The organism is Acinetobacter sp. C32I, from assembly GCF_023702715.1.
GTDB lineage: Bacteria > Pseudomonadota > Gammaproteobacteria > Pseudomonadales > Moraxellaceae > Acinetobacter.
In genome coordinates this window covers 3,791,523-3,805,267 of the sequence record NZ_CP098480.1, presented here as the reverse complement: position 1 = coordinate 3,805,267, position 13,745 = coordinate 3,791,523, and the positions used below count along the sequence as shown (strand labels likewise).

11 protein-coding genes are annotated in these 13,745 nt (G+C 42.2%); 3 read left to right on the top strand and 8 right to left on the bottom strand.

Annotated features, from left to right (window positions below; all coding sequences use genetic code 11):
• Window positions 1-5: 5 nt before the first annotated feature.
• The gene (locus NDN13_RS18190; protein ID WP_251116451.1) at window positions 6-905 is read right to left on the bottom strand and encodes a LysR family transcriptional regulator; all 900 of its coding nucleotides are present in this window, start codon (window positions 903-905) and stop codon (window positions 6-8) included.
• 100 nt (window positions 906-1,005) lie between these two features.
• Between NDN13_RS18190 and NDN13_RS18185 the strand changes: the two genes are divergently transcribed.
• Together NDN13_RS18185 and NDN13_RS18180 are read left to right on the top strand one after the other, a co-directional pair.
• Window positions 1,006-1,578 (top strand): chromate transporter, encoded by a 573-nt coding sequence (locus NDN13_RS18185; RefSeq protein ID WP_251116450.1) that lies wholly within the window; start codon window positions 1,006-1,008, stop codon window positions 1,576-1,578.
• Window positions 1,575-2,090, top strand: a complete 516-nt coding sequence (locus tag NDN13_RS18180) for a chromate transporter (protein WP_005322602.1) — start codon at window positions 1,575-1,577, stop codon at window positions 2,088-2,090. The genes NDN13_RS18185 and NDN13_RS18180 overlap by 4 nt, the downstream gene beginning before the upstream one ends.
• 49 nt (window positions 2,091-2,139) lie before the next feature.
• On the opposite strand, the gene NDN13_RS18175 is transcribed toward NDN13_RS18180, so the two are convergent.
• The 6 genes from NDN13_RS18175 to NDN13_RS18150 form a co-directional block, all read right to left on the bottom strand.
• Window positions 2,140-4,191: a M13 family metallopeptidase gene (locus NDN13_RS18175; RefSeq protein ID WP_251116449.1), complete on the bottom strand. Its 2,052-nt coding sequence runs from the start codon at window positions 4,189-4,191 to the stop codon at window positions 2,140-2,142.
• Between the two features lie 218 nt (window positions 4,192-4,409).
• Window positions 4,410-5,603, bottom strand: a complete 1,194-nt coding sequence (gene sbmA / locus NDN13_RS18170) for a peptide antibiotic transporter SbmA (RefSeq protein WP_251116448.1) — start codon at window positions 5,601-5,603, stop codon at window positions 4,410-4,412.
• Between the two features lie 227 nt (window positions 5,604-5,830).
• The gene (locus tag NDN13_RS18165; protein WP_251116447.1) at window positions 5,831-6,811 is read right to left on the bottom strand and encodes a patatin-like phospholipase family protein; all 981 of its coding nucleotides are present in this window, start codon (window positions 6,809-6,811) and stop codon (window positions 5,831-5,833) included.
• 156 nt (window positions 6,812-6,967) lie between these two features.
• Window positions 6,968-8,449, bottom strand: coding sequence for an alanine/glycine:cation symporter family protein (locus NDN13_RS18160; RefSeq protein WP_005206050.1), 1,482 nt, complete (start codon window positions 8,447-8,449; stop codon window positions 6,968-6,970).
• Between the two features lie 94 nt (window positions 8,450-8,543).
• Window positions 8,544-9,779 carry a sodium/glutamate symporter gene (gltS, locus tag NDN13_RS18155; protein WP_004652335.1) on the bottom strand — a complete coding sequence of 412 codons (1,236 nt, stop codon included), beginning with the start codon at window positions 9,777-9,779 and terminating at the stop codon, window positions 8,544-8,546.
• A gap of 189 nt (window positions 9,780-9,968) precedes the next feature.
• Window positions 9,969-11,318 carry a DcaP family trimeric outer membrane transporter gene (locus NDN13_RS18150; protein ID WP_005206052.1) on the bottom strand — a complete coding sequence of 450 codons (1,350 nt, stop codon included), beginning with the start codon at window positions 11,316-11,318 and terminating at the stop codon, window positions 9,969-9,971.
• A 424-nt stretch (window positions 11,319-11,742) separates the two neighbouring features.
• Here NDN13_RS18150 and NDN13_RS18145 point away from each other — a divergent pair, with 424 nt between their 5' ends.
• Entirely contained in the window at window positions 11,743-12,447 is a 705-nt protein-coding gene (locus NDN13_RS18145) for a nitroreductase (RefSeq protein ID WP_251116446.1), read from the top strand.
• A 20-nt stretch (window positions 12,448-12,467) separates the two neighbouring features.
• Here NDN13_RS18145 and NDN13_RS18140 read toward each other — a convergent pair whose 3' ends face one another.
• The gene (locus tag NDN13_RS18140; RefSeq protein WP_251116445.1) at window positions 12,468-13,682 is read right to left on the bottom strand and encodes a multidrug effflux MFS transporter; all 1,215 of its coding nucleotides are present in this window, start codon (window positions 13,680-13,682) and stop codon (window positions 12,468-12,470) included.
• Window positions 13,683-13,745 lie beyond the last annotated feature (63 nt).

Here is a 13,745-nt window from a genome sequence, read left to right as displayed (position 1 = left end):
CCGTTTCAAACCGCTTGACTGGCTTTGAGTAGACTCAAGAAATGCTCAACCCGAACACTATTGCCTTTGGCACGGCAAATTGCATAGATCGGGGCGATACAGGGCTTTTTCGCTTCTAGCGGTTTGTACACAATTTGCTTATTCCAGAAGTCCTGAATTGAGGCTGGAACAATTGACAGCCCAATCCCCGCTGCAATCAGGTTCAGGCTCGAAGTTAAACGTGGGGCTTCTTGCACAATGTTTGGACTAAACCCTGCCTGATAGCAATTTGCCAAAATATTATCAAACAGGTCTTGCCCCGCAATACGGCGATACAACACAAACTCATACGGCTCTAAATCAAGTAGGCGGATTGATCCCGCTTGCTCAGCCAAAGGATGATTACTCGGCAAAGCCACAATCAAAGGCTCATCCAGTACATGTATGCTTTGTACTTCGGCATGAATCGGTGCAGGTTTGCGCAGAAAGACGATATCCAGTTTTTCATTGATCACTGCATCGGTTAAAGCGGTACTGCTATCTTCTTCCAAATGAATAGCGACAGCAGGAAACTTTTCCCTGAATTGACGCAAGAGTGCAGGCAAAAAAGGATGTAGCCCTGCGGAGTTGGTAAAGCCAATATTGATTTGACCTTCCAAGCCTTGCGCAATGTTTTTGACCCGTTTCGGAATCGACTGAGCATGCGCCAAAATGGTAATCGCTTCCTGATATAAAGCCTTACCTGCTTCCGTCACCTCTACACCTCGGGGCAAGCGTTTTAATAACGCTATATCCAATTCTTCTTCCAGACTTTTAATCAATCGAGTCAATGGCGGCTGTTGCATATGCAGCCTAACCGCAGCTTTGGAAATATTGCTTTCTTCCACCACAGCAACGAATGCATTGAGTTTATGAATATCAATCATACATACCCTGAAAGTATAGATAACGGCAAAAATAGCATTTGTGAATATACCACAAATCTTTCATGCTATAGCTCACAAGGTTGAACAGAAAGGTAATCCAATGAAAGCCCAAGCCCTATCAATAGAGAGTGAATCACTAGCGACTGCTCCTGATTGTAAGGCACTTTTTACGGGATTTATGAAATTGGGGTTGATGGGTTTTGGTGGCGTACTGCCACTGGCACATCGCATTATCGTTGAAGAACATAAATGGATTGATGCAGGCAAATTTACCGACTTACTTGGCGTGTGCCAATTATTACCGGGCGGTAACATCATCAATATGGCCGTTGCCATTGGTATGGAATTCCAAGGCGTGAAAGGTGCGATCAGCTCAGTCCTCGGTTTAATCTCTGCCCCGACTGCAATTGTACTGATCATCTATCAGGTCTATGAGCATTTCCAGTACCTCCCCGCAGTCAAACACATGATTCAAGGTTTGGCCGCTGCTGCCGCAGGCTTACTGTTTGCGACAGGATTTAAGATGCTCAAGCCGATTTTAAAAAGCTATCTGACCATTTTCACCATCGGCCTGACCTTCGTGTTTATGATTTGGATCAAGCTGCCCTTAGCACTGACTTTAGCGATTTTACTGGCGATTAATATGCTGGTTCTAGGAGTGAAAAAATCATGATCTTAGTCACCCTTGCTGTCGTTTTTACTCAGCTTTCGCTACTGGCTTTTGGTGGTGGTAATGCCATCCTGCCTGAAATGCAGCACCAAGTGGTAACGGTGCATCAATGGATGAGTGCAGAACAGTTTAGTTCGCTGTTTGCCATGGCTCAAGCTGCTCCAGGCCCCAATATGATGATTGTACCTTTGGTCGGTTGGCATGTCGCAGGTCCAGCAGGTTTGTTGGTGACATCGTTGGCGAAGTTCGGTCCATCTTCAATCATCACCATTTATGCACTGAAATTCTGGGAACGCTTTAAAGCCAATCCATTACGGGCACGTTTTGAAAAAGCATTGAAACCGATTACCGTTGGCTTGGTTCTGGTCAGTGCATGGTTGATTGCCGATGCTTCTGCACAGAACCTGCTTTTGGTCATCATCGTGATTTTGACAGCCATCCTCGGCATGTTTAAAAAAATTCATCCGCTTTGGGTCATGGCCGCAGGCGCAGGGCTTGGAATTGCCTTCCTTTAAAAGGGCAATAAAAAACCTGCTCGATGCAGGTTTTTTATTGAATCTTGAATTACCAGATACTGACCCGTTTTTCAGGCGCTAAATACATTTTATCTCCCGCTTTAATCTTGAAAGCATCATAGAACGGCGCTTGATTGACTAAAGCACCATTGGCGCGAACTTTATCTGGTGCGTGCGGATCAGTTTTTAAATACACAATTGCTTGTGCTTGACGGGTTTTGGCACGCCAAACTTGCGCCCAGCCCATATAGAAACGCTGCTCACCCGTACGCCCCTCGATCACAGGCGCAGCTTTGCCTGCTAACGAAATTTGATACGCTTTATAGGCAATTGATAGACCCGAGTTATCAGCAATATTTTCACCCAAGGTCAGTTCACCATTGACGTGATAGCCTGCAATCGGCTCATAGGCATTGTATTGTGCAACCAAAGCCTGTGTTTTGGCTTTAAATCGTTTGTGATCTTGTGCAGTCCACCAATTACGCATATTGCCCAATTCATCAAACTGGCTGCCCTGATCATCGAAACCATGACTGATCTCATGTCCAATCACACTGCCAATCCCGCCATAGTTCACTGCATCATCCGCATCGATATTAAAGAATGGCGGTTGCAAGATTGCAGCAGGAAAGACAATTTCATTGGAGGATGGATTGTAATAGGCATTCACGGTTTGCGGGGTCATAAACCACTCATCACGATCCACAGGTTTACCCAACTTATCCAAACTGTCTTGATGTTCAAATTCTCTGGCACGAATCACATTGCCAATCAAATCACCGTCTTTAATCTCGAGTGCTGAATAATCACGCCATTTGTTTGGATAGCCGACTTTAATCGATAAGCTGGCCAATTTCTTTTTAGCCTGCACTTTGGTTGCAGGACTCATCCAGTCTAATTGGCTAATACTTTGATCATAGGCTTGGATCAAATTCTGCACCAAGGCATCCATACGCTGTTTTTTCTCTGCAGAAAAATGTTTTTCCACATAGATTTTGCCTAGACCATCGCCCAATACAGCATTTACAGTTTGTACGCCACGCTTCCAGCGGACTTCTTGTTCTGCAACATCACGCAAGGTTTTGCCGTAAAATTCAAAACTCTCATCAACCAAGGCTTTGTTTAAGAAAGGTGAAAAATTACTGATCAAGTTCCATTTAAAATAAGCTTTCCACACATTTAAAGGCGTTTTATTGATCACTGGATCAAGTGCTTTGAAATAGCTTAATTGATTCACCTGAATGGTCTGAATTTTGTCTTTGACCCCGACTGTATTGAGATAACTATCCCAATCAAAACTACGACTTAACTTATTCAAATCTTTGAGTGGGTAGATATTGTAACGCTTGGATAAATCACGGTTCTGAACATTGCTCCACTGGATTTTTGCCAAGTCTGTTTCGAGCTTGAGAATGTCTTGTGCATGCTGTGCCGCTTGCTGATCACCAGACAGTTGCAGCATGCGTTCAATATGCTTCAGATATTTGGCGCGCGTTTCCACAAACTTCTGATCATCTTTTAGATAATAGTCTCGATCAGGTAAACCCAAACGACGCTGCGCCAGACCTGCAATCATCACATCAGAGCGTTTCATATCTTGATCAATACTGATATCAAACGGCGTTCTAACCCCGATACGTGAGAAATGCCCCATTAATTGAGCAAGGTCTTGTTTATTTTGAATCGCATCCACACCTGCCAATTCTTGCTTTAATGGTGTAATTCCCTGCGCTTCAATTGTTTTTTCATCCATAAAGCTGGCATATAGACTGGAAACTTTTTGCTCTACTGTTCCTGTTGCCGATTTTTTTGTACTCAGCTCATCAACAATCGCATGTAACTGATTGGTCGATAGCTCATGTAATTCGTTGAATGCGCCCCAACGTGATTTATCTGCAGGAATCTCAGTCTCTTTTAACCATGTACCATTTACATAGTTATAAAAATCATCATTGGCAGACACGCTTTGGTCGATATACTGTTGGTCTATGCCTGAAACTTTTTGTGTTGGGGAAGATTGAATTGCTTGATCTGCCCATACAGTTGCAGTAAAGGCAGTCAGTGCAAGCGCCAATGCACTTTTGAGCAATATAGGTTTCATGATTTATCCTATTTATTTAGGTTTTCAGCGATACAAGAGAGAAATGAAAGATCATTAATTTTATCAAGCGACTATAGTGAAGTACTTTAATCAAATAAAGTCATTTTCGTTGCAATATATATTCACTTTTCACATAAAAACCACAAACTCGCTAAAACCTTTGGCAATAAAAAAGCCTTAGCATTGAGCCAAGGCTTTCTTAATCTTAACTGTTCAAACTAATCTAATATTTTTTCAAAGGCTTTAAGACGTTTATGAATCGACAGCAATTCGATAATGGTTTTCCATGAACTAATCAGATATTGAAAAGAATCTCGAACATTACTAAATACATTCAGTATCTGTTGAAATAAACCAAGGGTTAACAGACCTGCTGAAATAGATGGAAATAACACGACTAGCTTATATAAAATATCAAGTTGTCCATACCAGTTTGCGGTCAAATTAAAATAAGAATAATGGAAGTATAGGCGGAAATAGTTTTTTCTGACCTGGGCAAATAGCTCTTTTAACTTGGCAGGCTGAGCATATTCGACATGATCTTCACCATAAACTAATTCTTTACGGTAAGCAGCCTCGACTTTCTGATTATTAAATTGCAAACCTGGCAATTTTATCCCAACAACCATTAAAAGTAGGGTTCCAAAGACAGCCCATAACACAGCAGCCCATACTAATGAATATTTAACTTCGCCAATAATAGGCAATGCAGGCACATGATTTGATAAGATAAAAAGTAATGGTAAAAATGCAATAAGCGTCATAATCGCTTTAATAAATTCTACGCCCAAGTCCTCAACAATGGTTGCAAAACGCATGGTGTCTTCTTGCACACGTTGTGAAGCACCTTCAATATGTCTCAATTTTTCCCAATTCTCGACATAATATTCATTCATTGCTGTACGCCAACGAAAAACATAATGACTGGTAAAAAAGACATTGATCGTTGCCAAGGTCACGTACACCATAGCAATCCATAAAAAAACCGCCAACTCCTTATAAAGTGCTAGAACATCCCCCCCTTTTGCAGAGAGCATACTTTGGACTAAATCCCAAAATGGTACATACCATGCATTAATCGCAACATTCGCTTGTACGGCAAACCAGATATTAAAGATGATAAAGGCGGATCCCCAAATCGACCAACGTTGCCATTTATTGGCTGAAAATATCCGCCAAAACCCTGCAAATAGTGCTGTTGCGGCAATAAACCAAGAATAGAACCAAAGCGAAGAAGGTGCCCAAAAACGACTAACACCAATTGGCAACTCTGCATTGGCATAACCTTTGGCAAAACCAAGATATTCACCCCAGCTATGACCACCGGTATACCACAGCAACATATTGAGGGATAACCATACGATGACGGAAATAAAAAACAAACGCGGGTTCGGAAAGAAAGACTTAAACATCTGTTTAACAATCCTTGTTATGTAGCGAGTTATTTGAACAAGCCATCCTATGACCTGAAACTTAAAACTGTCTGATAAGAAAGTTTGATGATTTGTAGTTATTTACCTGTTTTTTCGCCTTTTTAATAGCTTTTTGTAGATGATTTACAATTTGTTTTTGCCCGAATACAAGTTTAGTAAATGGACTCAAGCACTTAAGTCCATCACAACATTCATAAAATAAAGCCTTAACGTGGTGCTGAGGTACTCATTTTTAAGGCAATATCTTGTTGCTCACTTTGCGTTGGGAAGCTTTTGCTTTGAATTGCCCATTGAATTTCGGCGAGTTTTTCATTGGCGGCATCTACACCAGCCTGCATGGTCATCTCACGACCTTTGACATCAAAGATATGTGCTTTTTCACGCAGATCAGGCTGAATTACAATATCAGCCTCTTTAAGTTCCTCTTCTGCCAAACGTCCTTGCATGATATTGATATTCTGATTGAACAAGCCCCAGACATTGCTGGTTTCAGTATGAATCGGTTGTGCCAAGATATCCACGGCGATGACCACATCCGCCCCCAATTCACGTGCAACCTGTACAGGCACGGGGCTGACTAAACCGCCATCAACATACTCAACATCATGAATTTTAGTCGGTACAAACATACTTGGAATGGATGCAGAAGCCCGTACCGCCTGCCCAGTATTGCCATAATTAAATACAGTTCGGGTACCGTCTTTTAATTCGGTCGCCACCACATACATTGGGATTTTCATTTTTTCTAATGGCAGGTTATGCACTTGCTCATTGATATAGTCTTCCACTTTTTTACCATCAAAAAAGCCCTTTAGACTGACATTGACTTCGCGTACATCATTGGCTTTGAGCTTTAAGGCAATATCGCGTAATTCGGCAGGACTTTTACCACTGGCATAGATTGAACCGACAATACTGCCCGCACTGGTGCCCACGATAAAATCTGGACGAATGCCTTGCTGTTCTAATACTTCAATCACGCCAATATGGGCATAACCACGCGCGCCACCACTGCCCAATACCAATGCAATCACAGGGCGTTTTTGCTGTTGTTTTATGGCATTAAAGGGTTGGCTTACAGCTTGAGCTTGGGCATCTTCAATCACGGGTTTTAAATGTGAAGTACTTTGGCAACCAGCCAAAACTGCCATTGAAAGACCCAACATCCATAATTTAAGCTGTTTCATACGCCGCGATTGCCATATTAACCATATCTCTGATCTGAATTTTAGCGTTTAGCGCATCTAAAAACTGTAGCAATTTTTGTATTTGTCATCAAAAAGACATAAAAAAAGCTCCTCGAAAGGAGCTTTTTTTATGATTTTAGTTTTGCTTTAGATGCATTACCAAATATCAGAATCAACTTTTTTCTTTAATTCTGGATAGTTATCAATCTTAAACTCAGGCTCTTTAATGCCGCGCTTCAACTGAGAGGTATAGTCTTTTAACAGAGTCCGTGCCATAGGGGTTAACAATAAGATTGCGATCAAGTTAATCGTCGCCATGATCCCCATGAACAAGTCCGCCATTGACCAAACCAATGGTACACTACCGATCGCACCGAAGTACACCATCACCAATACAAAGATTCGGAAGATGAACATCACTTTCGGATTGTTATTGATAAACTGCACATTACTTTCTGCATAGGCATAGTTACCGAGTACAGCGGAATAACAGAATAGGAATAACAACACTGCTAGGAAGTCAGCACCCCAGTGTCCGACTTGTGTCTCTAAAGCACGCTGTGTCAGCTCTACCCCGACAAAGCCCGCATCGTGATAAACACCCGATACCAAGATAATGATCGCAGTACTGGTACACACAATGAACGTATCTACGAATACACCAAGCATTTGCACCAAGCCTTGGTTCACTGGATGTTTCACATCCGATGCTGCTGCAGCGTTTGGTGCAGAACCCATACCCGCTTCGTTAGAGAACAAGCCACGCTTGATCCCTTGCATCATTGCCATCGAAATCATGGCACCGAAGAAACCACCCGCTGCTGCATTAAACTGGAATGCTTCAGTGAAGATCAGTTTGAAGATCCCAGGTAGAAGTTCATAATTGCTGATGGCAATATACATCGCCACAGCAAGGTAAAGACCTGCTTTGAGTGGTACAAACATTTCTGCAAATTTAGCGATACGTTTGATACCACCAAAAATCGCTAAGGCAACCATAACAACCAGTGCAAGACCAACCCATGAAATTTCGAGATCAACACCACCTAAGTGAGCAACCAGATTGGCTTTGTCCCAACCCCATGCATGTGAAGATGCATTGGCAATCGCATTGATTTGAACTGAGTTGAATACGAAACCATAGGTAAAGATCAAGGCCAGCGCGAAGATCACACCAAAAGTTTTACTGCGTAAGCCTTGCGTAATATAGTAGGCTGGTCCACCCCGAAACTGCTTACTATTGCTATCTCGCACCTTAAATAACTGAGCAAGCGAAGACTCGATAAAAGCCGAGCTCATCCCCAATAATGCAGTAAACCACATCCAAAACACTGCACCTGGTCCACCAATCGCAATCGCGATCGCCACACCTGCAATGTTACCTACCCCAACACGACTAGCTAAGCCCGTTACAAATGCTTGGAAAGGTGTCAATCCGTGTGAATCTTTTTCTTCACCTTTAGTACGACTGCCCTTCATCACCTTGATACTGTGGAAGAACATTCTGATTTGGACAGCTTTCGTTGCAATGGTATAGAAAATACCAACTGCTAGCAGGAAAACAACGAGAAAGTCCCATAAAGGATCATTGAAAAAACTTACCCAAGCCATCAGGGTGTCATTTAATTTTTCATTCATCACTTATTCGCTTTTAAATATTTTATGTACGTCCGTACATATACGATAACAATGGATGAATCAAAAAAGCCCCGCTTGGGGCTTTTGATCCGACTTAGGCAAAGAATTTCAAAATTAATTGAATTACTGTTGCGTTAATTAAATCAACGAAGAACGCACCACAAAGCGGAACAATCAAGAAGGCTTTATGAGATGGTCCATACATATTGGTAATCGCTTGCATGTTTGCAACCGCAGTTGGAGTTGCCCCCATACCAAAACCACAGTGACCTGCTGCCAATACCGCTGCATCGTAGTTTTTACCCATGACGCGGAAGGTAATGAACGCAGCATATAATGCCATCGTAATGGTTTGCGCACCTAAAATAACGACAAGCGGGCCAGCCAAATCTGCCAACTGCCACAATTTCAATGAAAGCAATGCCATTGCAAGATAGAGCGATAATGATGCATTACCAAACACATCAATTGCACGGTCAAAGATATCTACTTTTAATACGCTTTCTAAGACATTACGTAAGATCACACCACCGCCAAGCGCCCAAACGAAAGTTGGTAACTCGAACCAAGTGCCCTTACTGAAACCTGTCATGAATTCTGCAAATGCCAAACACGCAGCAAACATACCCAAAGTCGTAATCGCATTATCAGCCGTAATTAAACGAACCTGATGTGGATTTTCAAATGGTGCCAACTCGTCAGGATGTTGATCTAAATGCGTATCACGATTTTTGATTTCAGCTGGGGTCTGTGCTTGAGCAAGGCTATAACGGTTGATCAACAACTTCGCCAATGGACCACCGATAATACCACCGATAATCAGACCGAAAGTTGCACTCGCCATACCTAAAGCCAACGCACCTTGAATCCCATGCTGAGTTTCAAGAATTTCACCCCATGCACCTGCAGTACCATGACCACCAGTCAATGTGATTGAACCCGCAATCAAACCCACCAAAGGATCAATACCTAGCATGGTTGCAAGGCTCATGCCGACAGCGTTCTGTACCACAATAAAAGAGGCGACACAGACCAAGAAGATCACTAAACCAATACCGCCTTCTTTGAGCTTCATGAAGTTAGCACTTAAGCCAATCGAAGCGAAGAAGATCAACATAAAACTGGTTTGTAATTCACTACTAAAAACAATACTGTAACCCCAAAGTGAGTGTACAAGTAGTGAAAGTACCGCTGCAACCAAACCACCAGCCACAGGCTCAGGAATGTTATAGCGTTTTAAGAAGTCAATTTTATTAACGAGCAAACGTCCTAATAACAAGACGATGACCGCCGAAATTAGGGTATAGAAACCATTAAAAGTAAATTCCATATCTTCTTCCGTTTATTTTATTCGCTCTAGCGATGATTTTTCCACCACTTTGGAACGCATAAAATAGTAACTCTCAAAATGAGTGAAAACTCAATCAACTTAATAAAAAGCATACAGTTCTAAGCAAGAACTGAGGCCTGTTTCGTTGATCAGTTTTCACGGATGATTTACACCTACAGGATAGATGGCTTAGAAGTTATAGCGAGCCATGGCCCCTACACGATTATCCTTACCTTTTTGTCCATCAAAGGTCTTACGTTCGCCGTAGACATACTCTAGACCAAACGTAATCGGTGTGACTGGTGAATACATGATATTCCACCAACCTTGTTGCAAGGTTTTGTTCTGCGCAGCATCTTTTGCAATCACCGCTTGTTTAGCAAAGTCATTGCTATCATCAGCAAACATTGCGCCATAAGCCAAGGTACTACGTAATTTAGGATTAATTTGATAAGTTGCACCAAGTGTCAGCGCATCAAACTCATTCAAATTTAAACCGAAATTATTCGGATTTACGTTATAAGCATTGTTGGTATACAACAAGAATTTGCTGTCACCCTTCACATGCGAGTAATCAATCATCGCCTGCAACGCATCGCTGAACTTATATTTTGCACCAACCGCAACACCCCAGCCTAATTCAGCGTCATTGGCACTGAGCTGTTTGTCATTATTGTAAGCAGCTTTACTGCGGGCTTCGGTAAGTAACACACGTGCAGAACTTGTGCCCTGACCTTCAGCAAAATCATATTTTAATTTTGAAGTTAAAGCAGGCGCTCGGTTATCGTCATTGCCTTTTTCTAAGGCAACAAAATAATGTGTATTGGGATTAAATGCACCGCTATAACGAACCATTGGTGTACGGTAAGTACCAATCCCCAGTGGTGAGTTAAAATCCAGCATTTCTGGCTGTAAATCTGTTGCCAAGAAGGTCGATGTGGTTTGACCAAATAACCAGTCATTAAAGGTCATATACGCATGACGGATACGAATGGTGTCATTGTTGCTGCCACCACGGAAATCAACTTCTAACTTACCGCCGACTTCAGCACCTTCCACAGGTGCTTTAAAATCCAGCCCTAAGCGGGTAACTGTTGCCGTGCTATAGAAGCGATCGCTATTCTTTTCAGCGCCTTCTAAATCCACTTTATTGATGCGGTTGAAGATCCCGTCACCACCTTTGGCTTGATAAGAAGCATCGCCACGCAAGAAACCATGTAATTTAACTTCTGCACCAGACGCAGTGTTAAATACCAATTGTGATTTCTTTGGAACCGCAGGTGCAACCGCTGCATTTGCAGGGTGATCTGGATGTGTTTCCTTAAAATTAGAATGTTCCTTTACTTGAGCAAGGTCATTTTGTTGTTTTGCTTGGGGAACATATTGCTGTAATAACGCTTTTAATTCCTTCACTTCATCACGAAGTTGCTGAATCTGTTCTTGCTCACTAGCAGCATGCGTGTTGTTCATCATTAAGGCTGCAACTGTAAGTGCTAAACCTTGCATGATAAACGGCTTACGGATGAGAGATAAACTCATGAGAAGCTCCTTGTATATGGTGTATATTTCAACATTTCCCACAGACGTAAAATTGGATAAATTCAATACATCTGTAAATAGAAAATTCCCCCTCACCCAATCAGTAAGGAAAGCCTAATCAATTTTTAAAAAGGGCGTATTATGCATAAATTTCGGATATTGTGTGTACTTTTTATTTAAGGAGTTTTGCCCATTTTCATGGCAATAAAAAAATAATTTTTCGATTTCATTATGTTACTAATAGTTTTCTTTTTCACACAAACGGCACAAAACTTTAAAAATGCGTAACAAGCCACATTAATTCTTTGTCTTTTATGGTTGTTTTTTATACTCAATAAAAATTTCCTGTGAAAATGATCACTAAAGTTTATTTATTGATTTATAGTCTGCGGATACGACAAAACCAATATGATCAGGAGTTTTTATGAACACGGAACAAGTCCGCTATGTAGATGAAGCGATTACATCTCGCCATTCAGTCCGTGCATTTTTAGACACCCCGATTGAGACGCAAACCATTAAAGATATTTTGGCAGTTGCCAGTCGTGCACCTTCAGGGACTAATGTCCAACCATGGAAAGTTTATGTGGTGACAGGACAAAAACGTGCAGAAATGATTGACCGTGTTTGTCATGCTCAAATTGAATTACTGCAAAAACCCGAACTGGCAGCGCAGTATCAAGAAACCTTTGCCTACTACCCTGCAACGTGGATTTCTCCGTTTATTGATCGTCGCCGTGCCAACGGTTGGGGATTGTATGGCTTACTAGGTATTCAAAAAGGCGAAAAAGAAAAAATGGCCGCACAGCAATTGCGTAACTTTCAATTGTTCGATGCCCCTGTTGCTTTATATTTTACCGTGAATAAAGTCATGGGCATCGGCTCCAAAATGGATATTGCCATGATGATTCAAAATGTTATGGTCGCTGCTAAAGCACGTGGCTTAGACACTTGCCCACAGGCGGCATGGAACCATTTCCACCCAATCGTACTGGATATTTTGGGCGCGCCAGAAGATGAAGAACTGGTTTGTGCGGTGGCTTTAGGTCATGCTGACCCTGAGCATATTGTGAATACCTTTATTACACCGCGTGAATCTGTTGAAAACTTCACGGTGTTTTTAGACTAAACCTGTAAATAAAGCAGTCTCTAAGCTGAGAGACTGCTTTGCTGTTTTCCAACTTTTAAAATGGCAAACAGTCCTGCACTGGTAAACAGTAACATCATGATGCCCATGTTCAAAGATGCCTTCCATACCAAGAAATTCAAGATAATCCCAGCCAACAGACCGCAAGCAAATTGCATACTGCCCATAATGGCACTGGCCGTACCTGCACGTGCCCCTTGCTGAGACATCGCCAAAGCCATGGCATTCGGCCCTGTTAAACCAATTCCTGATACCACCAAAAATAAGCCTGACATTAGCAGCAATAGTGGTGCATCCGCCATCAATCCAGCAGTCAGTACAATCAATGCCCCAAAACATTGGATTAAACCACCCAAACGTAGGCGTTGAAAAATTCCCATGCGAGTATTCAAATGTTTATTCAGCGAAGACATCAACATGATCCCTGCGGCATTTAAGGCAAAAGCATAAGAGAAATGCTGCTGCGATAATCCATATTGCCCCATAAACACTTCTGAAGCCGAGCTGATATAACAGAATAAAGCTGCACCCGTTAAACAGCCCGCAAACATCGGCACACGGAAACTCTCATCTTTTAAAATTGCCCCATACAGCGTACTGACTTGATAGGCCGATAATTTTAAACGGCGCTCAACAGGAAGGGATTCTTTAAAGAAGAAATGTACACAGAGCCAACACACCACCCCAATCATCGACAAGACGATAAAAATTGCCTGCCAAGGGAAGAAGGTCAAAATCCATGCCCCAAAGATGGGTGCAAGAATCGGAGCCAGCCCCATCACAATCATCATGCTGGAAAATGCCTGCGCAGAACCCTGCATATCCAGACGGTCACGAATGGTTGCCCGTGCCATCACCACACCGACACAACCACCCAAGGCTTGGAAAATACGTGCGGCGATTAAGGCCCACTCATTGCTTGCAAACACACAGGCCAAACTGGCAATTGCATACAATGCCAAGCCAAAATATAAAGGCTTTTTACGGCCAATTCGGTCACTCACAGGGCCATAGATCAATTGTCCAATCGCCAGTCCCAAGAAGTAAGCAGGCAAGGTATTGGCCACCATTTGTGTACTCACCCCAAACTCATCAGCCATTTGTGGCAGTGCAGGCAAGTACATATCAATCGATAACGGCCCTAATGCGGTTAACAAAGCAAGCAACAAAATCCATGCTGTTGAATATTGACGCTGATTGGTTTGCTCTGTCTGCATAATACGCTACTTTTCATCTATATCTGGATTCTAAGCTTAGCATCCTCCATGAATTTGTGCATA

Bases quoted from the DNA above. Each gene is read 5' to 3' on its own strand.
- NDN13_RS18190 (WP_251116451.1), bottom strand. From the start codon at position 905: ATGATTGATATTCATAAACTCAATGCATTCGTTGCTGTGGTGGAAGAA.
- NDN13_RS18185 (WP_251116450.1), top strand. From the start codon at position 1,006: ATGAAAGCCCAAGCCCTATCAATAGAGAGTGAATCACTAGCGACTGCT.
- NDN13_RS18180 (WP_005322602.1), top strand. From the start codon at position 1,575: ATGATCTTAGTCACCCTTGCTGTCGTTTTTACTCAGCTTTCGCTACTG.
- NDN13_RS18175 (WP_251116449.1), bottom strand. From the start codon at position 4,191: ATGAAACCTATATTGCTCAAAAGTGCATTGGCGCTTGCACTGACTGCC.
- sbmA (WP_251116448.1), bottom strand. From the start codon at position 5,603: ATGTTTAAGTCTTTCTTTCCGAACCCGCGTTTGTTTTTTATTTCCGTC.
- NDN13_RS18165 (WP_251116447.1), bottom strand. From the start codon at position 6,811: ATGAAACAGCTTAAATTATGGATGTTGGGTCTTTCAATGGCAGTTTTG.
- NDN13_RS18160 (WP_005206050.1), bottom strand. From the start codon at position 8,449: ATGAATGAAAAATTAAATGACACCCTGATGGCTTGGGTAAGTTTTTTC.
- gltS (WP_004652335.1), bottom strand. From the start codon at position 9,779: ATGGAATTTACTTTTAATGGTTTCTATACCCTAATTTCGGCGGTCATC.
- NDN13_RS18150 (WP_005206052.1), bottom strand. From the start codon at position 11,318: ATGAGTTTATCTCTCATCCGTAAGCCGTTTATCATGCAAGGTTTAGCA.
- NDN13_RS18145 (WP_251116446.1), top strand. From the start codon at position 11,743: ATGAACACGGAACAAGTCCGCTATGTAGATGAAGCGATTACATCTCGC.
- NDN13_RS18140 (WP_251116445.1), bottom strand. From the start codon at position 13,682: ATGCAGACAGAGCAAACCAATCAGCGTCAATATTCAACAGCATGGATT.